Here is a 21,024-nt window from a genome sequence, read left to right on the forward strand (position 1 = left end):
GGAGTACCCATGTATGTTGTCCGTCCGGTAGAAATTGCGGATATCGCAGCCCTCGAAGCGTTGGCCGCGGTAACCATGCCGGGTGTCCATACCCTGCCGAAGACGCGCGAAAAAATCGCCGCCTCCGTCGAGCGCTCCATCGCCTCGTTTGCCGCCCATGTCGACATCCCCAGCGAAGAGTCGTATCTCTTCGTGCTTGAATCCCTGCTCGACAAGAGCATCGCCGGCACGGCCGCCATCTTCGCCTCGGCCGGCTCGAACGGCACCTATTTTTCCTTTCGCAACGACGTCATCCAGCAAGTCTCGCGCGACCTGAACATCAGTCACAGCGTGCATGCGCTGACCCTGTGCTCGGAGCTGACGGCGTACTCGCAGCTGTCCGGCTTCTTCGTGCGCAATATGGAGCAGGCGGGCCTGGAAGCGGCCCTGCTGTCGCGCGCGCGGCTGCTGTTTGCCGTGCTGGCGCCGCACCGCTTCGGCGACCGCTTCTTCGTGCCGCTGGCCGGCATCACGGACGCCAACGGCCAGTCGCCGTTCTGGGATGCGCTGGGCCGCAAGTTCTTCCAGATGGATTTCCTCGATGCCGAAAAAGTCATCGGCGGCGCGCGCAACCGCACCCTGATCGTCGAACTGATGCCGCATTACCCCGTGTACGTGCCGCTGCTGCCAGGCGACGCGCAGGCGGCCATGGGCCAGATCCACCCGAGTGGCGAACTGGCGTTCAATTTGCTGACGGAAGAAGGCTTTGAAGCCGACGATTACATCGACATTTTCGATGGCGGCCCGATCCTGCAGGCGCACAAGCATGCGCTGCGCTCGTTTACGGGCTCGCTTACGCGCCGCGTCGTCGCCGGCGTCACGCCCAGCCGCACGGGCCTGAAAGTGCATTACGCGGTCGCTTCGGGCGCGGAGCGCAACTTCCGCGCCGTGACCTTCACCTGCGATGCGCTCGAAGCGCAGGACACCGTCGGCTTGCCGCCCGAGCTGCTCGAAGCGCTGGCCGTGGCCGAAGGCGACAGCGTCATTTGCGTGCGCATCTAACCGAGAGAACATTATGCTAGTAGTACGCGCCATCAACGCTTCTGACCTGGACGCCCTGTACGGCTTGGCCAGCCAGGTCGGCACCGGCATGACCACCCTCAAGCCGGACATGAAAATGCTGGGCGACCGCCTGGCCATCGCCTGCGCCTCGTTCGCCGAAACCATCGCGCCCGAAAAGCGCGACTACATGTTCGTCATGGAGGATACGGATACGGGCCGCCTGGCCGGCGTGTGCGCCATCAAGGGCGCCGTGGGCCTGGAAGAGCCGTTCTATAACTACCGCATCGGCACCCTGGTGCATTCCAGCCGCGAACTCGACGTGTTTACGCGCATGGAAACGCTGTACCTGTCGAACGACCTGACGGGCAGCACGGAGCTGTGCTCGCTGTTTTTGCACCCCGACTACCGCAGCGGCAACAACGGCAAGCTGCTGTCGAAAAGCCGTTTCCTGTTCATCGCCCAGTTCCCGCACCTGTTCACGGAAAAGCTGATCGCCGAAATGCGCGGCTACCAGGCGCCGGACGGCAGCTCGCCGTTCTATGAAGGCCTGGGCCGCCACTTCTTCAAGATGGATTTCCATCACGTCGACGACTTGACGAGCCTGGGCAAGAAATCCTTCATCGCCGAACTCATGCCGCGCCAGCCCATGTACGTGGCCTACCTGCCCGATGAAGCGCAGGAAGTGATCGGCAAGGTGCATCTGAGCACGGCGCCTGCGCGCCGCCTGCTGGAACAGGAAGGCTTGCACTTCGAAGGTTATGTCGACATTTTCGACGCCGGTCCCGTGCTGCAGGCGCGCGTGTCAGAACTGCGCGCCATGCGCGACAGCATGCCGGCCATACTCGACGCAGAGGCGGCACCTGAAGTGTGCGTCGACCTTGCCCAGGCCGAGCCCTACCTGGTGTCGAACACCGACTTGAAAGATTTCCGCATGATCGTCACCAGCGCCAATCCGCACAGCGGCAAGATCACGCTGGACAACGATGAACTGCATCTGCTGCGCTGCCATCACGGCGACACCGTGCGCACCTTGTCACTCAACCCGAGGAAGCATCCCCATGTCTAACGTATTTAACTCGTCTACCGCAGCATCGAACTTCATCAACGGCGCCTGGCTGCCGGGCACGGGCCGCGAACTGCTCACCATCGACCCATCGAACGGCAAGCAGACCTGGGCCAGCCTGGAAGCGACGCCAACGCAGGTCGAACAGGCTTGCCAGGCCGCCCGCGCGGCATTCGAAGCATGGGCCGATACGCCCGTCGAAGAACGCATCGCCATCTGCGTGCGCTTTCGCGAACTGCTGAAAGTTCATGCGGAAGCGCTGGCGCTGCTGATCTCGGAAGAAGTGGGCAAGCCCTTGTGGGAATCGCGCACGGAAGTGGCCACCATGGCCAACAAGATCGATATCTCGGTGCAGTCGTACCACGCGCGCACGGGCATCACGCAAAGCAGGATCGCCGATGGCGACGCCGTGCTGCGCCACCGCCCGCATGGCGTGTTCGGCGTCTTCGGCCCGTACAATTTCCCCGGTCACCTGCCGAACGGCCACATCGTGCCGGCCCTGATCGCCGGTAACACCATCGTCTTCAAGCCCAGCGAATATGCGCCCCGCACGGCCATCAAAACCGTGCAGTTGTGGCAGCAGGCTGGCTTGCCGGATGGCGTCGTCAACCTCGTCAACGGCGGACGCGACACGGGCGTGGCCCTGGGCGCCAATGCGCACCTCGACGGCGTGCTGTTTACGGGGTCCTGCCAGACGGGCATCAGCCTGCACCGCCAGTTCGGCGGCCAGCCGGGCAAGATGCTGGCGCTGGAAATGGGCGGCAACAACGCCCTGGTCGTGTGGGATGTGAAGGACGTCGATGCCGCCGTGCACCACGCGATCTTCTCCGCGTTCGTCTCGGCCGGCCAGCGCTGCACCTGCGCGCGCCGCCTGGTGGTGCAGGACAACGCCGCCGGTGTTGCCTTCATTGCGCGCCTGGTGGAAGTGGCCGCGAAGCTGGGCATCGGCGCGTCCGACGCGCAGCCGCAACCCTTCATGGGCCCTGTGGTGTCCAGCGCCGTGGCCGCGCGCCTGGTGCAGGCGCAGGCGGATATGGTCGCCAAGGGCGGCACGGCCCTGCTGCAGATGCGCCAGTTGAATCCCGAGGCGGGTTTTGTCACGGCCGGCATCGTCGACGTGACCAACGCTGTCGGCATCCCCGACGAGGAATGGTTCGGCCCCCTGCTGCAGGTGATCCGCGTGGCCGATTTCGATGCGGCCCTGAAGGTGGCCAACGCCACCGAATTCGGCCTGGCCGCCGCGCTCCTGTCCGACGATCCGACGCTGTGGCAGCTGTTTCAAACGCGCGCGCGCGCCGGCATCATCAACTGGAACCGTCCGACCACGGGCGCGGCCAGCACGGCGCCGTTCGGCGGCATCGGCAAGTCGGGCAACCACCGTCCTAGCGCCTATTACGCGGCCGATTACTGCGCCTACCCGGTCGCCTCGATCGAGAACAGCGCGTTGGAAATGCCGGCCAAGCTGTCGCCCGGCCTGAATTTTTAAGGAAACTCCATGCACAGCACGCGCGAATACAATTTTGACGGCCTGGTCGGGCCATCGCATAACTATGCCGGACTGTCGTTCGGCAACGTGGCCTCGTTCAGCAATGTGAAAAGCGCTTCGAATCCGAAGCAGGCCGCCTTGCAGGGCCTGGCCAAGATGCGCGCGCTGGCCGCGCGCGGCTTTGCGCAAGCCTTGCTGCCGCCGCAGGACCGCCCGAATTTCCGCCTGCTGCGCTCTATCGGTTTCACGGGCACGGACGCCGAGGTGCTGGCGCGCGCCTACAAGGAATCCCCTGTGATTCTGGCCTGCGCGTATTCCGCTTCGCCCATGTGGACGGCGAATGCCGCCACGGTCAGCCCGTCAGCCGACACGCAGGACGGCCGCGTGCATTTCACGGCCGCCAACCTGAATAACAAGCTGCACCGCGCCTTCGAACACGCGCAGTCGGCGCGTAGCCTGCGCGCCATCTTCGGCGATGAAAAACACTTCGCCGTGCATGACGCGCTGCCGTCGACGCCCGCCTTTGGCGATGAGGGCGCGGCCAACCACACGCGTTTGGGTGCCAGCCACGGCGCGCCATCGGTTGAATTGTTCGTGTATGGTCGGGTGGAGTTCGATCCTTCCGCGCCGTCGCCGAAGCGCTATCCGGCGCGCCAGACCCTGGAAGCGTCGCAAGCCGTGGCGCGCCTGCATGGCCTGGACGCGAAGCGCACCGTGTATGTGCAGCAGAATCCGGAAGTGATCGACCAGGGCGTGTTCCATAACGACGTCATCGCCGTCGGCAATGGCAATGTGCTGTTCTATCACGAGCAGGCGTTTGCCGATGAAGGGGAAAGCCTGTCGCAGCTGCGCCGCGCCGTTGCCGCCACGGGCGCGCAACTGGACGCGCTGCGCGTGGACACGGGCCAGGTGCCGATCCAGGATGCGGTGACCAGCTATCTGTTCAACAGCCAGTTGCTGACGAAAGAGGGCGGCAAGATGGCGCTGGTGATACCGCAGGAGTGCCAGGAAAACCGCGCCGTGTCGCGCTACCTGGAAGGCCTGGTGGCCAGCGGTGGACCCATCGATGAACTGATTCATTTCGACCTGCGCCAGAGCATGCGCAACGGCGGCGGGCCCGCCTGCCTGCGTTTGCGCGTGGCCCTGACGGAAACCGAAGCGCGCGCCATGCACCAGGGCGTGATCATGACGGAAACGCTGTACCATCGGCTGGTGCAGTGGGTGGAAAAACACTACCGCGACCATCTGGAGCCGGGCGACCTGGCCGACCCGCAGCTGGCGCTGGAAGTGCATGCGGCGCTTGAAGAATTGACGATCATCCTCAACTTACCTGGATTGTACGACTTGTAGGCGATAGAAAAAACACAGAAAAAATCCGAGACAGCTAAGTAATCCACGGGAAATTATTGTGAAGTTATGACAAACAGAACCGGATGCTATGCAAGGCGCCCGCTGCGACGCAGTGCGAGCACTGCTAGCAGTGGGCAACGCCGCAGAGCGCCGGTTATGGAAGTCAGAAATCACAATAATTTATTGGGGATTACTTTTTCCGTAGCACAGACAGAATTGGACGGGCGACCCCCGTCTCTTGACACCGCTGCCGCCCAGCCACAAGCCCGAACGACAGCGTTGGACATTCACATTACCGTAATGGAGATGCAAGATGAATCACACGCCACAAGATTTGCGCACACAAACGCTGGAGCTGATTAACGCGGCTGGCAATGCGAACAAGGCAGCAGCGCCTGTCGTACAACTGGTGCAGGCATGGCTCGACTCGCTCGACGCCGAAGACCTGGCCGATATCGCGCCCGACAGCCTGGCACCCGTGCTGGTCGAGGGCTTCACGCAAGCGGCCAAGCGCACCGGCAGCGGCTGCCAAATCGCCACCCTGCGTTATGCCGATGGCCGTGGCGGCATGGCGAGCGCCTTGCTGATCCTGAACGAAGACATGCCTTACCTGGTCGACTCCATCGTCATGGCCATGCGCCGCCAGCACCTGGCCGTGCGCGGCGTGATGAACACCGTGCTGCCCGTGCGCCGCGCCGCTGACGGCAGCGTGGAAGCGGTGCGCCAGCCGGGCGACCCGCTCGAATCGTATGTGCTGGTGCTGCTCGACGAAGAGCTGGCGCCGGACGCCCTGGCCGCGCTGGTCGCCGCCCTGGAGATGGTCGCGCGTGATGCCGCCATCGTGCGCCGCGACAGTGCCGCCATGGGCGAGCGCCTGGCCGCCGTCGCCGCCGCCCAGCATGGGGAAGAAGGCGCGGAAGTCGCCGCCTTCCTGGAATGGGCCCGCAGCGGCGGCTTTGAAGTGTTCGGCTACGCCTACTACCGCGTCAAGCCGGGCGTGCGCGAACTCGAACGCGATATTCCTAGCCGCGTCGGCGTGCTGCAGGATACGGCGCACCCAGTCTACGGCACCTGCCTGGCGAATATTCCCGGCGACTTCGACACCCTGGCCAAGCGCGAATCGGCGCTGTCCATCGTCAAGGCCGACGTGGCGGGTACTTTGCACCGCGACCAGCAGCTCGATTTCATCGGCGTGCGCGACATGGATGCGCAAGGCGCCATCCTGGGCGAGCATTGCTTCGTCGGCCTGTTCACCCGCGCCGGCAATTCCACCCCGCTGGCGGCGCTGCCGTTTGCGCGCGGCCGCGTGGCCAAGGTACTGAGCCTGGCCGGCGTGCGTCAGCAAGGCTTCCGTGCCGAGAAATTCCGTGAAATCCTCGAATCCCTGCCGCGCACCGAAGCGCTGGAAGCGGACCTCGACTGGCTGGCGCAAGTGTGCGGTGCCGTCGTGTCGCTGTACAAGCAGCCGCGCACCAAGGTCTTTGCGCGCCGCGACGTGTATGCGCGCCACCTGAACGTGCTGGTCTACCTGCCGCGCGAACGCTACAGCGCCAGCGTGGCATCGAGCCTGGCAAAAGCCCTGCAAGCCAGTTCCGGCGCCACGCACGTGAGCACGCAAACCCTGGTGGCCGACGGTCCCCTGGCGCGCGTCTACCTGATCGCCCACGCCGCCCGTTACCCGCTGGACCTGGAAACGGATATCGAACAGCCGCTGCTGGGCGTGCTCGATGGCTGGCATAACGGCTTTGCCGCCGTGGCCGACGCCGTGCCCGACGTGGCCCTGCGCGCCAGCCTGCGCAAACTCTGCGCTACGTTACCGCTCGACTACGTGGCCGCCACCGCGCCGGCCGTCGCCTTCCGCGATCTCGATACCATCCTGCGCAACACCGATCCATCGCATGTAGCCGTGCGCATCGAGACGGGCGCCGTCACCACGATTCGCCTGTATTCGGCCAACAAGGTGCCGCCGCTGTCGGCCATCCTGCCGGCGCTGCATAACGCGGGCGTGGCCATCGACCGCGAGCAGGCCTTCTCGATTTCGCCACTGGACGGCACGCGCTATTTCGTCACCAGCCTGACGGTCGATGCCGCCAGCGCGGCGAAGCTGGCGCAGCCATCCGTCGTCGCCGTGGCGCAGGAATTGTTTGCCGCCCTGTTCAACGACACGGCCGAAGATGGCCGCCTGAATGGCCTCGTCATCGAAGGCGGCCTGTCGACGCGCGAAGTGCAGTTGGTGCGCGCCTACACCAGCTACTGGCGCCAGACGGGCAGCCGCTTCTCGGTGCGCTATATTGCCGAAAGCCTGCGCAAGCAGCCGGCGCACGTGAAAGCCCTGGTCGACGCCTTCCTGCAGCGCTTCGATCCATCGCTGTCCGACGCGCAGCACGCGGCGGCCCTGGAGGCGATCGCCACCATCAAGGCCGGCCTGCCATCCGTGAACCATGCCGATACCGAGGAAATCCTCGGCGCGCTGGCCGACCTGATGGCTGCCACCCTGCGCACCAGCTACTTCCAGAATAATCAACAAGGCGACAAGATCATCTTCAAGTTCGACACCAGCAGCCTGGCGCTGGTGCCGGAACCGCGTCCTTACCGCGAGATTTTTGTCTTCTCGCGCCGCTTTGAAGGCGTGCACCTGCGCGGCGGCCCTGTCGCCCGTGGCGGCTTGCGCTGGTCCGACCGCATGGAAGACTACCGCACCGAAGTGCTGGGCCTCGTCAAGGCGCAGATGGTCAAAAACGCCGTCATCGTGCCAGCCGGCGCGAAGGGTGGTTTTGTCTGCAAGATGATGCCGAAGGACGCCGTGCGCGAAACCATCGCGGCCGAAGGCGAAGCCGTGTATCGCCTGTTCATTTCCAGCCTGCTGGAAGTGACGGACAACCGTTCGCTGGGCAATATCGTGCCGCCGGTCGATACCGTCTGTTTCGACGACGCCGATCCATACCTGGTGGTGGCCGCCGACAAGGGAACGGCCACGTTCTCGGACATCGCCAACGGCATCGCCGTGCAGCGCGGTTTCTGGCTCGGCGACGCGTTCGCCTCGGGCGGCTCGAACGGTTATGACCACAAGAAGCTGGGCATCACCGCCAAGGGCGCATTCGAAGCCGTGAAGCGCCATTTCTATGAAATGGACCACGACCTCAATACCACCCCGATCACCATGGTTGGCGTGGGCGACATGTCGGGCGACGTGTTCGGTAACGGCGTATTGCTGTCGCGCCAGCTGAAACTGGTGGCCGCATTTGACCATCGCCATATCTTCCTCGACCCGACACCGGACGTCGCCGTCTCGTTCGACGAACGCGCGCGCCTGTTCGCCTTGCCGCGCTCCTCGTGGGAAGACTACAACAAGGACTTGATCTCGGCGGGTGGCGGCGTGTATCCGCGTTCCGCGCGCACGATCGAGCTGTCGCCGCAGATCCGCGCCGCGCTCGATATTGCCGAGACCTCGCTGGCGCCGGAAGAACTGATGCACCGCATCCTGAAGTCGCCCGTGGACCTGTTCTACAACGGCGGCATCGGCACCTACATCAAGGCATCGACCGAGACGCATGCACAGGTGAAGGACCGCGCGAATGACCATATCCGCGTCAGCGGCAATGAGCTGCGCGTGAAAGTGGTGGCCGAAGGCGGCAACCTGGGTGCGACGCAGGCAGGCCGCATCGAGTTCGCGCTGACGGGTGGACGCATCTTCACCGATGCGATCGACAATTCGGCCGGCGTGGATTGCTCGGACCATGAAGTGAACGTGAAAATCTGGCTGGACGTGGAAGTCAATGCGGGCAAGCTGACGGAAGCCGAACGCAATCGCGAGCTGTATGCGATGACGGACGACGTCGAGCGCCTGGTCTTGCGCGACAACACGCAGCAGACGCATTTGCTGGTGCGCGAATTGCAGGCGCAAGGCGAGAGCGCCGTGCAGGATGGCTATGCCGCGCTGATCGCCAGCCTGGAAGAAGAGGGCGCCCTGTCGCGCGAACTGGAGCAGCTGCCGTCGGTGGCCGAACTGGCGCGTCGCAAGGCCGATGGTCGTGGCTTGACGACGCCGGAACTGGCGGTGGTGATCGCCAACGTGAAGAACCGCTTCAAGCGCATTCTGTCCGCCCTGCCTTTGATCGATGAAACGTGGGCCGAGCCGGTCCTGAAACCGTACTTCCCGTCGCTGCTGGTGGAAACCCGTTCGGCGCTGGACCACCCGCTGGCCAACGCCATCCTGGCGACCGTGCTGGCCAATGAAGTGATCAACCGCTGCGGCCCGCTGATGATCCGCAACCTGGCGGCGGAACACGGCGTGGACGAGTCGGCCGTGATCCTGGCCTGGGGTCAGGCCTGGGTGGCGCTGAATCTGGCGCCCGTGTTCGACGCGCTCGATGCGGATGCGTTGACGATTCCGCGCGCCGTGTCGATCAAGGTTGACGCGCAAACGCGCGTGCTGCAGCAAACCATGATCACTGGCGTGCTGTCCGTGCCGGCCGAGCAATTGCGTGGCGCCGGCCTGGCCGAACTGACGCGCTTGTTTGGTGCGGAATCGAAGCGCGAACTGCTGCAAGCCGTTGGCATCAAGTCCGAAGCGGCGCTGGTGCCGGGCCTGACGCCGGCCTTCGTGCAGGCGTGGGATGCGGTCGACGCGCTGGAAGTCGTCGCCGGCTTCCTGTTCCCGGCCCTGTCCGTGCCGCGTCCTGCGGCGATGGACCTGGCGGCCTTCCTGCAAGTGGGCCTGGCCCTGCGCAGCCAGGCGGGCATCGACACGCTGGAACGTGGCCTGAAGCTGGCCGCGCAAGGCAAGTCGCAGGAACAGTTGCGCAACTACGCGCAGCAAGCGCTGCGCCGCACGCAACAGCGTCTGCTGACGCAGGTGCTGGCACGCGCCGAGCAAGGCAATGCGGGCCAGGCCGTCGATGCGGTGACGGGCGCGCTGGGCTTGTCGGCCTATGTGGCGGCGACGGAACTGGAGCAAGCCATGCTGGACGTGTGGACGCTCTCCGAGGCTGTGAATAAAGTGACAGTGGAAGCGGCGGTGTAATGACGCAAGAAGTACGACAAGTTGGGCAGGGCGCTGGCGGCTTGCCGCCAGCCGTGCTGGCGCTGGCGCAGGCCGATTTCAGCGGCGTGGCGCAGCTGTTCGCCAACGCCGGTTTCACGGTGGCCTTGCCGGTGCCCGGCATGCTGCAAGTCGTCAAGCCGCAGGCCGATGTGGGGCGCGCCAGCGTGGCCGTCTCGGTGGGCGTGCATGGCGACGAGACGGGACCGATCGAAGTGCTCGCGCATCTGCTCGACGCGCTGTCGCGCGATGCGTCGGCACTGGCCGTCGACCTGCTCGTCTGCGTGGGCAATGTCGATGCAATCCGGGCCGGCAAGCGTTTCATCGACGCCGACCTGAATCGCATGTTCCGCCCCGTGCGGGGCAGCCTGGCGCAAGCGGCGGAAAGCGCGCGCGCCGATGAAATGATCGCCGCGACAAAAGCGTTCTTTGGCGCGGCCGGCCCCGTGCGCTGGCACCTGGATTTGCACACGGCCATCCGGCCTTCCGTGTACCCCACGTTTGCCATCGTGCCGGACCTGGTGGCCGACGACGCCAAGGCGCAGCTGATCGATTGGCTGGGCCAGGCGGCCATCGGCGCCATCATCATGAACCCGCAGTCGGCCGGCACCTACAGCTATTATTCGGCCGAGCATTTCGGCGCGGCCGCCAGCACGGTGGAACTGGGCCGCGTGGGCACCCTGGGGCAGAACGATTTGTCTCTGTTCGACGACGTGTCGCGGGCGCTGGATGGCTTGCTGCGCGGGCTGCCTGCGCAAGCCGTCAAGGCGCAACCGCACGTGTTCAAGGTGGCGCAGGAAATCATCAAGCACAGCGATGAATTCCGCATGGCGTTTGATCGCGGCACGCAGAATTTCACCTCCCTGCCGCAGCACGCCGTGATCGCCAGCGATGGCGACCATGTGTACACGGTGCAGCACGCGGAAGAGCTGGTGGTGTTCCCGAACCCGGACGTGCGGGTTGGCTTGCGCGCGGGCTTGATGGTGGTGCGCGTTTCTTGATTGTCCAGTCATCGTATCGCCTCAGGCGCCAGCCGGGATTTCCCGCCTGGCGCTTTTTTCATGAGAAAAATGCTGCATGGAAATAATTATCCATTAAGCAATTAATTGATTTAAAATATTTACCCTTTGTAATTTTTTGGACCGATCATGTTGAAACGCCTGCTGACAGCCTTGCTGTGCCTGACCCTCTCCGGCCTGACGGCTGCCGCCCCTGCCGAAGAGAAGGCCGCCGCACCGGAAATGACGGCCGAGCAATTTCTTGCCCAGCTGCACCTGCAGCGTGGCAAGATCACTTTGCCGGGCGGCATCGCCACCCTGGATTTGCCGGCCAGCTTCCGTTATTTGTCGCCGACGGACGCCGAGCGCGTGCTGGTCGATGCCTGGGGCAATCCACCGGGCATGGTATCGCTGGGCATGATCGTGCCCGCCAAGACCAGCGTGCTCGAGCGCGATAGCTGGGGTGTCATCGTCACGTATGAAAAGGAAGGCCATATCAAGGATGACGATGCGGACAGCATCAAGTACGACGAATTGCTCAAGGATATGCAGGCATCCGTACTGGAACATAACGCGGAGCGCAAGAAGCAGGGTTATCCCGGCATCCATTTGATGGGCTGGGCGGAAAAACCCAGCTATGCCAAGGATACGCACAAACTGTACTGGGCCAAGGACTTGATGGTCGATGGCGGCGAGCACTCGCTGAACTACAACGTGCGCGTACTGGGCCGCGAAGGCGTGCTGAACCTGAATGCGATCGCCAGCATGCAACAGATCGAAGCGATCAAGAAAGAAATGCAGCAAGTGACGGCGTTCACGGAATTTACCGACGGTAACCGCTACACGGATTTCGACAGCAAGACGGACAAGGTGGCGGAATACGGCCTGGCGGCGCTGGTGGCGGGCGGCGTGGCCAGCAAGCTGGGCCTGTTTGGCAAGTTGCTGGCGCTCCTGCTGGCCTTCAAGAAAGTGCTGCTCCTGGCCGTGGTGGGCGGCGGCGCGGCCATCGTCAAGTTTTTCACTGGAAAGCGCAAGGACAAGCCGGCGCCACAGGCCGAACCTGTGGAACAGCCTGGCCATGCGCCCGATGGCAAGGTGAATCTGGAAAAGTAGGATGAACTGGGCCGTTCGGTGCGCTGACGCACGGGAGTGGCATCGTGCACGCTGCCGGAAAACAGCGCCTCGGGTACACTGACTCATCGTTCACTATCGAGGAGTTCCCCATGTCCGTGTCCATGTATCAGGCAACCATTCCCGTCTTCATCCGCGGCTTGCGGGTCGTCTCGGCCCTGCTGGAAAAAGCGCAAGCCCATGTCGAGGAAGATGGCATCGTGCCCGAGATTTTACTGGGCGCGCAGCTGGCGCCCGACATGCTGGACTTGACGGCGCAGGTGCAGCGCGCCAGCGATACGTCGAAGATGTCGGTCGAGCGCCTGAGCGGCGTGCCGGCGCCGAAGTTCGAGGATAACGAAGCGTCGTTCGAGCAGTTACAGGAGCGCATCGCCAATACCATCGCCTACATCGACAGCGTCAACGCGGGCCAGATGGCCGGCAGCGCGCAGAAGGAAGTCGTGCTGAACTGGACGGACGAGGGCAAGAAATTCTCGGGCGACAATTACCTGCTCAGCTTTGCCTTGCCGAACTTCTATTTTCACGTCTCCATGGTCCACGCCATTCTGAGAAACAATGGCGTGGCCGTGGGCAAGCTCGATTATCTGGGACCGTACGACTGATAGGTCTGAAAAACCGTCGCGAGCGGCGATGATTTGTGGCCGAGAAGCGCAACTGTGCTGAAGCACAGTGAGCATCGCAGGCCGCAAAGCGCGACGCGCAGCAGGTTTTTATCGTTGTGGTTGCTGAACCTGGTTCTGTACCGCATTACCCAGCATGCCGCCGCCAATCACGCCGGCCACCGTCGCCAGCGCCTTGCCGCGGCCGCCACCGACCTGATTGCCGATCAAGCCGCCGATGACGGCGCCCGTGCCGATGCCAACGTAGTTCGGTTGTGCCGGCGCAGGCACTGGCTGCGGCTGGCGTACCGGTTCGCGGTAGGCTGTGTCGCGGTAGCCATCGTCATTGTAGGCGGGGCGCGCTTGCGCCACTTGCGTGTGGTGCACGACGCGCTTGTGCACGACGGGCGCCGGAGCTGGCGCAGCTTGCGCTACAACAGGCGCTGCCACCGGCGCGGCCAGTGCTGCCGCGTTCGCTGGCGTCAGCGCCGCCACATCGGCAGATACGGCCGCTGCGGCCGGCACATTCGCCCGCGAATTGGGCAGGATGCCGGCGATGGACGCCGCGCCCACCAGGCACAGGACCGTGACGGAAATGGCGGCGCCGGCCATCAAAGGGTGGATGCGGCTGGCGGTGGTCGTCGTGTTCATGTGTTCTCCTGGGTGGCAAGGTGTTGCCGTGTTGTTGATGTGTTCAGATTAGCGGCCGCGCCTGTCCAAGGCTAGCCCTTGCGCTGTATCAAACGTAAGCAGGTGTAAGCCGCACTTTCCAAAGCACAGTAGAATCGGTGCTTCCCCTTTTCCGAAAGTCCGCCATGAGCCAGCTATTCACGCCGTATGCACTGGGGCCGCTGCAGGTGGCCAACCGTATCGCCATCGCGCCCATGTGCCAGTACTCGGCCGACAACGGCAACGCCACCGACTGGCACATGATCCACCTGGGCCACCTGGCCCTGTCCGGCGCGGGGCTGCTGATGACGGAAGCGACGGCCGTCTCGCCCGAGGGACGCATCTCGGCCGATGACCTGGGCCTGTGGTCGGACGCGAATCAGGCTGCGCTGGCCAAGGTGGTGCAGGCGATCCGCCGCCATGCGCCGATTCCATTGGTGGTGCAACTGGGCCACGCGGGACGCAAGGCGTCGAGCCGCGCGCCATGGCAGGGCGGCACTTGCGTGCACCTGGCCGAGGGCGGCTGGCAAACGGTGGCGCCGTCCGCCATCGCCCACGCGCCCGGCGAAACGGTACCGATCGCGCTCGACGAGATGGGTTTGTTGCAGATCAAGGGCGCCTTTGTCGCGGCCGCGCAGCGCGTGCATGCGCTCGGTATCGAGGGCATCGAACTGCACGCGGCGCACGGTTATCTGCTGCACCAGTTTCTGTCGCCCCTGTCCAACCAGCGCACCGATGCGTATGGCGGCAGCCTGGACAACCGCATGCGTTTTCCGCTGGAAATCTATGAAGCCGTGCGCGCCGCCGTGCCCGCCAGCATGGCCGTGGGCGTGCGCATTTCCGCCACTGACTGGGTCGAGGGCGGATGGGAAATCGAACAAAGCGTGCGTTTCGCGCAGGAACTCAAGCAGCTGGGCGCCGACTTCATCCACGTCTCCAGCGGCGGCATTTCGCCGCAGCAGCAGATTCCCGTGGGACCCGGCTACCAGGTGGCGTTTGCCGAACGCATCAAGCGCGACAGCGGCTTGCCCACCATCAGCGTCGGCTTGATCACGGACGCGCAGCAGGCGGAAGACATCATCGCCCATGGCCAGTCCGACATGGTGGCGCTGGCGCGCGCCATCCTGTTCGACCCGCGCTGGCCCTGGCATGCGGCGGCCCAGCTGGGTGCGCAAGTGCAGGCCCCGCCGCAGTACTGGCGCTCGCAGCCGCGCGAATACAAGAACCTGTTCGGCGACACGACCCTGGGCCAGCGCTAACAGGTTTGCTCTGCTACACTGACGCTTCTTCCCCCATTTCTCCAGGACGCTTCGACATGCGCCATTGATACTGCCGTGCTGTGCACGGCCTCGCCCTTCCCGCCAGCGCACCATTGCGCCGCGCGGGTTCGCCAGCCTTGCTCAAGGAGTATCGATGCCCGCATTCCTACAACTCGACCGTCTTTCCTGCGTGCTGCCCGATGGCCGCGCCTTGTTTTCCGATTTGCAATTTTCCTTTGCCCCGCAACGTATCGGCCTCGTCGGCGATAACGGCGTGGGCAAGAGCGTGCTCGCGCGCCTGCTGGCGGGCCAGGCGCAGCCGTCTTCTGGTGCCGTGCGCTGCGATGGCCGCCTGCATTACGTGGCGCAGGAACTCGACCCGCGGCGCTATCCCACCGTGGCGGCGCTCGCCGGCATGCAGGCCTTGCTGGCGGCGCTGGCGCGCATTGCCGCCGGCAGCGTCGACGAGGCCGACTACGCCTTGGTGGGCGAGCGCTGGGATGCCCCCGCCCGCCTGCGCCAGGCGCTCGATGCGCTCGCTTTGCGCCATGTCGATGCCGACACGCCGACGAGTCGCCTCAGCGGTGGCGAACGCCAGCGCATCGCCTTGCAGGGCGCCTGGCTGTCGCAGGCGGACTGGCTGGTGCTCGATGAACCGAGCAACCATCTCGATGCGCGACAGCGCGCCCGCCTGGTGGCGCAGATGGCGCGCTGGCCCGGCGGCTTGCTGTTGATCAGCCATGACCGCGCCTTGCTGCAGCACGTCGATGCAATTGTCGAGCTGTCGCCGCAGGGCTTGCGCAGCTATGGCGGCAATTACGCCTTGTATGCGCAGCAGCGGGAACTGGAGCAGGCCGGCTACGTTGCCGCCCTGCAAGCGGAAAAGGCTGGTGCCAGACGCGAACAGCGCGAGGCGCAGCAGCAGGCAGAACGGCAACATAAACGGGTGACGCGCGGTGAGCGCGAAGGCCGCGAAGGCAATCAAAGCAAGCTGCTGCTGGACGCGAAAAAGGAGAAAAGCCAGGATAGCCAGGGCAAGCTGCGCCTGCGCGCGCAAGAGGCGCAGCAGGCGCGCCAGCAGCGCGTGATGGACGCCAGCGCCCGCTGCGCGCCCGAGGTCGAACGCTTGCTGCTGGCGCCCGAGAGCCTGGTGCCGAATGGAAAATTGTTGCTGGAATTGCGCGACGTGATCTTGCCGCATGGCCAGGCGCACGCGATCGACCTGGTACTGAGCGGGCCGCGCCGCCTGGCCGTGACGGGAGACAATGGCAGCGGCAAGTCGACGCTGCTGCGCGTGATCGCCGGGCAACTGGCGCCTGCCGGCGGCGAGCTGCGCTGCCATGCGCGGGTGGCCTGGCTGGATCAGCATGCGGGCCTGCAAGACGGCGAGTCGAGCGCCGTGCAACGCTTGCAGACCCGCAATAGCAGCATGGCGGAAGGCGAACTGCGCACGCGGCTGGCGCTGCTGGGCATTGCCGGCGCGCGCGCCACCATGCCCAGCCGTTTGCTCAGCGGCGGCGAGCGCATGAAGGTGGCGCTGGCGGCCGAATTGTATGCGCTGGCGCCGCCGCAACTGCTGCTGCTCGATGAACCCGACAATCATCTGGACCTGGCCAGCCTGCAGGCGCTGGAGCAGATGCTGCTGCAATATCAGGGTGCGTTACTTGTGGTTTCGCACGACCAGGCATTTTTGGCAGCGATAAACCTTGACCCCGAGGGCTTGACATTGCACAAGTGACAATTGAATGAAAAAAGTCACGCTCGATGCCTGTAGAGCATGCTTCATGAACCAATGCTGAATTTTGTTTGATTGTCGGTATAATCCACTGAATAACCGGGCCTATTTGTGAACTAAAACTGCTCGTTCACCAATATGATGATGTTTAATCTGGCACTGTTGTCGGTCACTACCGCGCTGCCAGGGCGTCATCCTCCGTGCCCTGCCGTGCATGAATTTTGGTTTCGCTTATATTGTTTTCTTGGAGAAATAGCATGTCGTTTTACGAAAAACTCAAAGCCCTCAACATTGAACTGCCAGTCGTTGCCGCACCAGCTGCCGCCTACGTAATGCATGCCCGCACGGGCAACACGGTCTTCCTGTCCGGCCACCTGGCCAAGAAGGATGGCAAGGTCTGGGTCGGTCAACTGGGCAAGGACGTCACCACGGAAGAAGGCAAGATCGCTGCGCGCGGCATCGCCATCGAACTGATCGCCACCTTGCAAGACGCGTGCGGCGGCGACTTGAACAAGGTCAAGCGCATCGTCAAGGTCATGAGCCTGGTCAATTCCACCTCCACCTTCACGGAACAGCACCTGGTGACCAATGGCGCCTCGGAACTGTTCGTCGAAGTCTTCGGCGACAGCGGCAAGCATGCCCGCTCCGCCTTCGGCGTGGCGCAAATCCCGCTGGGTGCTTGCGTCGAGATCGAACTGATCGCCGAACTGGCCTGACGCAATAGCCTGATCATCTGAGCAGGCCGGCGATAATCGCCGGCTCGCCTTTTCCTCCTTTCCCGCAAGAGCGGAACCGCCATTGGGGTGGAGGGATCGGTGTATTCAAGAAAAAAACGGAGACACGTAATGAAAACGAGTGAACAAGGCCTGCATCGCGGCCTGGGCGAGCGGCAAATCCGCCTGATGGCGCTGGGCGCCGCGATTGGCGTGGGCCTGTTTTTGGGTTCCGGCAACGCCATCAAGATGGCCGGTCCCGGCATCATGCTGTCGTATATCATCGGTGGCGCGGTCATCTTCATGATCATGCGCGCGCTGGGCGAAATGGCCGTGCACAACCCGGTCGCCGGTTCTTTCAGCCGCTATGCCCAGGATTACCTGGGCCCCCTGCAAGGCTATCTGACGGGCTGGAACTACTGGTTCCTGTGGCTGGTCACGTGCGTGGCGGAAATTACCGCCGTCGCCATCTACATGGGCATCTGGTTCCCCGACGTGCCGCGCTGGATCTGGGCTCTCGCTGCCCTCGGCTCCATGGGCGCGATCAACCTGCTGGCCGTGAAAGCCTACGGTGAATTCGAATTCTGGTTTGCCCTGATCAAGGTGGTGACCATCATCCTGATGATCATCGGCGGCACGGGCATGATCGTCTTCGGTCTTGGCAACAACGGCGTGGCCATCGGTATCTCCAACCTGTGGACGCATGGCGGTTTCTTCCCGAATGGCGCGCAGGGCGTGCTGATGTCGCTGCAGATGGTAATGTTTGCCTACCTGGGCGTGGAAATGATCGGCCTGACGGCCGGCGAAGCGGCGAACCCGAAGAAATCGATTCCCGACGCCATCAATTCGGTGTTCTGGCGCATTTTGATTTTCTACGTCGGCGCGCTGTTCGTCATCCTGTCGATTTACCCATGGAATGAAATCGGCACCACCGGCAGCCCCTTCGTGATGACGTTCGAACGCCTGGGCATCAAGACGGCCGCCGGCATCATCAATTTTGTCGTGCTGACGGCGGCCTTGTCGTCGTGCAATGGCGGCATCTTCAGCACGGGCCGCATGCTGTACAACCTGGCGCTGCAAGGCCAGGCGCCGAAGGCGTTTGCGGAAACCACGGCCAGCGGCGTACCGCGCCGCGCCATCCTGGTATCCGTCTTCGCGCTGTTGCTGGGCGTGCTGCTGAACTACCTGGTGCCGGAAAAAGTGTTTATCTGGGTCACCTCGATCTCCACCTTCGGCGCCGTCTGGACCTGGGGCGTGATCCTGGTCACGCAGATCCAGTTCCGCAAGACCTTGACGCCGCTGGAAATCAAGAACCTGGCCTTCCGCATGCCGTTCGCGCCCTACGGTTCCTGGATTTCGCTGGCCTTCCTGGCGCTGGTGATCGGCCTGATGGCGTATTTCCCCGATACGCGCATCGCCCTGATGGTCGGACCAGCCTGGCTGATCCTGCTGACGGTGCTGTACTACGTGCTGGGTCTGGCGCCGAAAGACCGCCGCGACGACGTGCCGCAAGGCTACGAGGCAGGCTGGCCGCCGGCCGATGCGCCAAACGTCAAGAAGTAAGCCAGCGTAGTTGAGCTGAGCCAGAAGCGCGCCCCTGCTCCCTGCAGCGGCGCGCTTTTTCTTTCATATAAACAATTTCTTCTTCGCTTGCACTCTTGCGGCTTTGCCGGCGCACGCCTGGCGTTGTTTCCTTGCATCAAAGTTCTGTTTAGCTGAGCCGATGAAAGCCCTATAATCGCTTAGTTTTGAAAAATGGACGCAATCTTTCCGGTTTTTTGCCAGGTAGGGCCGGAGCGCCGTTTCAAGTGTTTTTACCCGTCGTACGAAAATACGTATGCCTCATAAAGGAAGTCTAGTGAGCCAAACCCTGGTCCAGAAACTTTGCCGCACCAAGCCGATCGATACCACGGTCGAATATGGTGAAGGCCTCAGCAGCAGTGGCTTGAGCCGGTCCATCGGCCTGTTTTCCCTCACCATGATCGGCGTCGGCGCCACCATCGGCACGGGCATTTTCTTTACCATGGTCGAAGCCGTCCCCAAGGCGGGCCCTTCGGTCGTCCTGTCTTTCCTGATCGCCGCCATCACGGCCGGCTTGACGGCCTTGTGCTACGCGGAGCTGTCGTTCCGCATTCCCGCCTCCGGCTCCTCGTATTCGTTTGCCTACGCCACCGTGGGTGAGTTTCTTGCCTTCATCATGGCCGCCTGCTTGCTGCTCGAATACGGGTTGGCGGGCAGTGCCGTGGCCATCGGCTGGTCGTCCTACCTGAACAACTTCCTGGAAAATGCCTTCGGCTGGCACATCCCCGAGATGCTGCGCACGCCGATGATCGTTTCCGGCCCGCATGGCATGGAATTTCATGCCGGCCACATCAACCTGCCGCCGATCTTTTTGATCTGCATGTGCGGCTTCTTGCTGTTGCGCGGCGCCAAGGAATCGGCCCTGATGAATGCCATCATGGTCATCATCAAGCTGGCGATCCTGGTGTTTTTTGTCGTCATCGCGTTTTCCGGATTCAATGCCGACAACTTCTTTCCCTTCTTTAATACGGACAATAGCAAGGGCTTTGCCGGCATGACGGGCGTCACGGCCGCGGCCGGCACCGTGTTCTTCTCCTTCATCGGCCTCGATACGGTGGCGACGGCGGGCGACGAAGTGAAAAATCCCACGCGCAATGTGCCGCGCGGCATCCTTGGCGCCTTGCTCATCGTCACCGTGTTTTACCTGCTGGTGGCCGTGGCCGCCCTGGGCGCGCAACAGGCGAAATTGTTCGAAGGCCAGGAAGCGGGCCTGGCGGTGATCCTGCAAAACGTCACGGGCAAGACCTGGCCCGCCCTCGTGCTGTCGGCCGGCGCCGTCATTTCCGTCTTCAGCGTGACCCTGGTGACGATCTATGGCCAGACGCGCATCCTGTTTGCCGTCAGCCGCGACGGCCTGATCCCGAAGTCGTTCCAGAAGATCCACCCGCGCACCCTGGTGCCAGTCAGCAATACCATCATCGTCTGCCTGGTGGTGGCCGTGGTGGCCGGCTCCATCGATGCGACTTATTTATGGGACATGGTCAGCATCGGCACCCTGACCGCCTTCATGGTCGTCTCGGTTGCCGTGCCCGTGCTGCGCCACAAGCAGGGCGCCAACCGCATCGAAGGCTTCAGCGTGCCGTTCGGCCCGTATGTGATTCCCGGCCTGAGCATCCTGGCTTGCCTGTACATCATGCGCGATTTGCCGCATACGACGTTTGTCGTGTTCAGCGTGTGGATGGCGGTGACGGTGGCCATTTACTTCCTGTACAGCATGCGGCATTCGCACCTGGGCAAGAAGACCCGCTAATGCAGTCTGCTCCATCCAAAACCGCCGCGCTTGCCGGCGGTTTTTTTTATTTCTAACCGGAATTTACATGATGAAAATAACTGATCTGGCCGCCTGCGGCTTGCTGGCTAGCAGTCTTCTGGGGAGCCTGGCGCAGGCCGCCCCTGCCACCGAGCCGGCCTTGCGCGATTACCGCGCCGTGGCCCTGTCGGCCAATGGCCAGCACATCGCCGCCATCGAATCGAGCAAGGCGGGCGAGCAGCCGCAGCGCCCGCATGCAGTCATCGTCGTGCGCGACGCCGCCAACGGCGCCATCGTGCAGCAATTCGATCCTTGCACCGTGTGTTCTTACGACAAGCCCAACTGGTCGCCCGATGGCCGGCAGCTGGCCTTCGTCGGCTACGACGCCAAGGCGGGCACGGCGCAGCTGTACCTGGCCACCCTGTCGCAGGCGCCAGTGCGCGTGTTGACCAGTATCAAGGGCGTGGCCGGTACGGCGCGCTGGTCGCCCGACGGCGCGCAGCTGGCCCTGCTCGCCACGGTGGGCGCGCGCAAGCTGGCCGGCGCCGTGGAGGCGGGCGCGCGCCAGGTGGGCGAGGTGGGCAGCGAAGACGATGCCCAGCGCATCG

15 protein-coding genes are annotated in these 21,024 nt (G+C 63.6%); 14 read left to right on the top strand and 1 reads right to left on the bottom strand.

From position 1 onward, the window contains the following. Nucleotides 1–9 precede the first annotated feature (9 nt). The 8 genes from K0F86_RS00200 to K0F86_RS00235 all read left to right on the top strand — a co-directional run bounded on the left by K0F86_RS00200 (nucleotide 10) and on the right by K0F86_RS00235 (nucleotide 12,712). A complete protein-coding gene (locus K0F86_RS00200; RefSeq protein WP_077408834.1) occupies nucleotides 10–1,041 on the top strand; it encodes an arginine N-succinyltransferase in 1,032 nt (343 codons plus the stop codon). 13 nt (nucleotides 1,042–1,054) lie between these two features. Continuing rightward, nucleotides 1,055–2,107: an arginine N-succinyltransferase gene (gene astA / locus K0F86_RS00205; protein WP_219132422.1), complete on the top strand. Its 1,053-nt coding sequence runs from the start codon at nucleotides 1,055–1,057 to the stop codon at nucleotides 2,105–2,107. Next, entirely contained in the window at nucleotides 2,100–3,590 is a 1,491-nt protein-coding gene (astD, locus tag K0F86_RS00210; protein ID WP_219132423.1) for a succinylglutamate-semialdehyde dehydrogenase, read from the top strand. The genes astA and astD overlap by 8 nt, the downstream gene beginning before the upstream one ends. Nucleotides 3,591–3,599: 9 nt before the next feature. Further along, nucleotides 3,600–4,940 carry an N-succinylarginine dihydrolase gene (gene astB, locus K0F86_RS00215; RefSeq protein WP_219132424.1) on the top strand — a complete coding sequence of 447 codons (1,341 nt, stop codon included), beginning with the start codon at nucleotides 3,600–3,602 and terminating at the stop codon, nucleotides 4,938–4,940. Between the two features lie 313 nt (nucleotides 4,941–5,253). Beyond that, the gene (locus K0F86_RS00220; protein ID WP_219132425.1) at nucleotides 5,254–9,963 is read left to right on the top strand and encodes an NAD-glutamate dehydrogenase domain-containing protein; all 4,710 of its coding nucleotides are present in this window, start codon (nucleotides 5,254–5,256) and stop codon (nucleotides 9,961–9,963) included. Next, entirely contained in the window at nucleotides 9,963–10,982 is a 1,020-nt protein-coding gene (locus tag K0F86_RS00225) for a succinylglutamate desuccinylase (RefSeq protein WP_219132426.1), read from the top strand. Before K0F86_RS00220 ends, K0F86_RS00225 begins: the two co-directional genes overlap by 1 nt. A 147-nt stretch (nucleotides 10,983–11,129) precedes the next feature. Continuing rightward, nucleotides 11,130–12,092, top strand: a complete 963-nt coding sequence (locus K0F86_RS00230) for a DUF2167 domain-containing protein (protein WP_257571915.1) — start codon at nucleotides 11,130–11,132, stop codon at nucleotides 12,090–12,092. A 110-nt stretch (nucleotides 12,093–12,202) separates the two neighbouring features. Next, the gene (locus K0F86_RS00235) at nucleotides 12,203–12,712 is read left to right on the top strand and encodes a DUF1993 family protein (protein ID WP_086138669.1); all 510 of its coding nucleotides are present in this window, start codon (nucleotides 12,203–12,205) and stop codon (nucleotides 12,710–12,712) included. Nucleotides 12,713–12,820: 108 nt separating this feature from the next. Here K0F86_RS00235 and K0F86_RS00240 read toward each other — a convergent pair whose 3' ends face one another. Then, a complete protein-coding gene (locus K0F86_RS00240; protein ID WP_219132427.1) occupies nucleotides 12,821–13,360 on the bottom strand; it encodes a glycine zipper 2TM domain-containing protein in 540 nt (179 codons plus the stop codon). Between the two features lie 164 nt (nucleotides 13,361–13,524). On the opposite strand from K0F86_RS00240, the gene K0F86_RS00245 reads away from it, so the two are divergent. The 6 genes from K0F86_RS00245 to K0F86_RS00270 all read left to right on the top strand — a co-directional run. Continuing rightward, complete coding sequence (locus K0F86_RS00245; protein ID WP_219132428.1) at nucleotides 13,525–14,637, top strand: NADH:flavin oxidoreductase/NADH oxidase; 1,113 nt, start codon at nucleotides 13,525–13,527, stop codon at nucleotides 14,635–14,637. A gap of 154 nt (nucleotides 14,638–14,791) precedes the next feature. Next, nucleotides 14,792–16,375, top strand: coding sequence for an ATP-binding cassette domain-containing protein (locus tag K0F86_RS00250; RefSeq protein ID WP_219132429.1), 1,584 nt, complete (start codon nucleotides 14,792–14,794; stop codon nucleotides 16,373–16,375). Between the two features lie 254 nt (nucleotides 16,376–16,629). Next, nucleotides 16,630–17,088: a RidA family protein gene (locus K0F86_RS00255; protein ID WP_070254760.1), complete on the top strand. Its 459-nt coding sequence runs from the start codon at nucleotides 16,630–16,632 to the stop codon at nucleotides 17,086–17,088. Between the two features lie 129 nt (nucleotides 17,089–17,217). Beyond that, a complete protein-coding gene (locus K0F86_RS00260) occupies nucleotides 17,218–18,648 on the top strand; it encodes an amino acid permease (RefSeq protein ID WP_219132430.1) in 1,431 nt (476 codons plus the stop codon). 295 nt (nucleotides 18,649–18,943) lie between these two features. Beyond that, nucleotides 18,944–20,416: an amino acid permease gene (locus tag K0F86_RS00265; RefSeq protein ID WP_219132431.1), complete on the top strand. Its 1,473-nt coding sequence runs from the start codon at nucleotides 18,944–18,946 to the stop codon at nucleotides 20,414–20,416. Nucleotides 20,417–20,483: 67 nt separating this feature from the next. Beyond that, the coding region (locus K0F86_RS00270; protein ID WP_374197255.1) for a TolB family protein at nucleotides 20,484–21,024 on the top strand (541 nt) is incomplete at its 3' end.

This window comes from Janthinobacterium sp. UMAB-60 (assembly GCF_900095235.1).
Taxonomy (GTDB): Bacteria; Pseudomonadota; Gammaproteobacteria; order Burkholderiales; family Burkholderiaceae_D; genus Janthinobacterium.

What these genes read in the sequence shown, in the direction of transcription:
- K0F86_RS00245 (WP_219132428.1), top strand. Translation starts at nt 13,525, where the DNA reads ATGAGCCAGCTATTCACGCCGTATGCACTGGGGCCGCTGCAGGTGGCC.
- K0F86_RS00225 (WP_219132426.1), top strand. Translation starts at nt 9,963, where the DNA reads ATGACGCAAGAAGTACGACAAGTTGGGCAGGGCGCTGGCGGCTTGCCG.
- astD (WP_219132423.1), top strand. Translation starts at nt 2,100, where the DNA reads ATGTCTAACGTATTTAACTCGTCTACCGCAGCATCGAACTTCATCAAC.
- K0F86_RS00220 (WP_219132425.1), top strand. Translation starts at nt 5,254, where the DNA reads ATGAATCACACGCCACAAGATTTGCGCACACAAACGCTGGAGCTGATT.
- K0F86_RS00230 (WP_257571915.1), top strand. Translation starts at nt 11,130, where the DNA reads ATGTTGAAACGCCTGCTGACAGCCTTGCTGTGCCTGACCCTCTCCGGC.
- astB (WP_219132424.1), top strand. Translation starts at nt 3,600, where the DNA reads ATGCACAGCACGCGCGAATACAATTTTGACGGCCTGGTCGGGCCATCG.
- K0F86_RS00235 (WP_086138669.1), top strand. Translation starts at nt 12,203, where the DNA reads ATGTCCGTGTCCATGTATCAGGCAACCATTCCCGTCTTCATCCGCGGC.
- K0F86_RS00260 (WP_219132430.1), top strand. Translation starts at nt 17,218, where the DNA reads ATGAAAACGAGTGAACAAGGCCTGCATCGCGGCCTGGGCGAGCGGCAA.
- astA (WP_219132422.1), top strand. Translation starts at nt 1,055, where the DNA reads ATGCTAGTAGTACGCGCCATCAACGCTTCTGACCTGGACGCCCTGTAC.
- K0F86_RS00255 (WP_070254760.1), top strand. Translation starts at nt 16,630, where the DNA reads ATGTCGTTTTACGAAAAACTCAAAGCCCTCAACATTGAACTGCCAGTC.
- K0F86_RS00240 (WP_219132427.1), bottom strand. Translation starts at nt 13,360, where the DNA reads ATGAACACGACGACCACCGCCAGCCGCATCCACCCTTTGATGGCCGGC.
- K0F86_RS00250 (WP_219132429.1), top strand. Translation starts at nt 14,792, where the DNA reads ATGCCCGCATTCCTACAACTCGACCGTCTTTCCTGCGTGCTGCCCGAT.
- K0F86_RS00200 (WP_077408834.1), top strand. Translation starts at nt 10, where the DNA reads ATGTATGTTGTCCGTCCGGTAGAAATTGCGGATATCGCAGCCCTCGAA.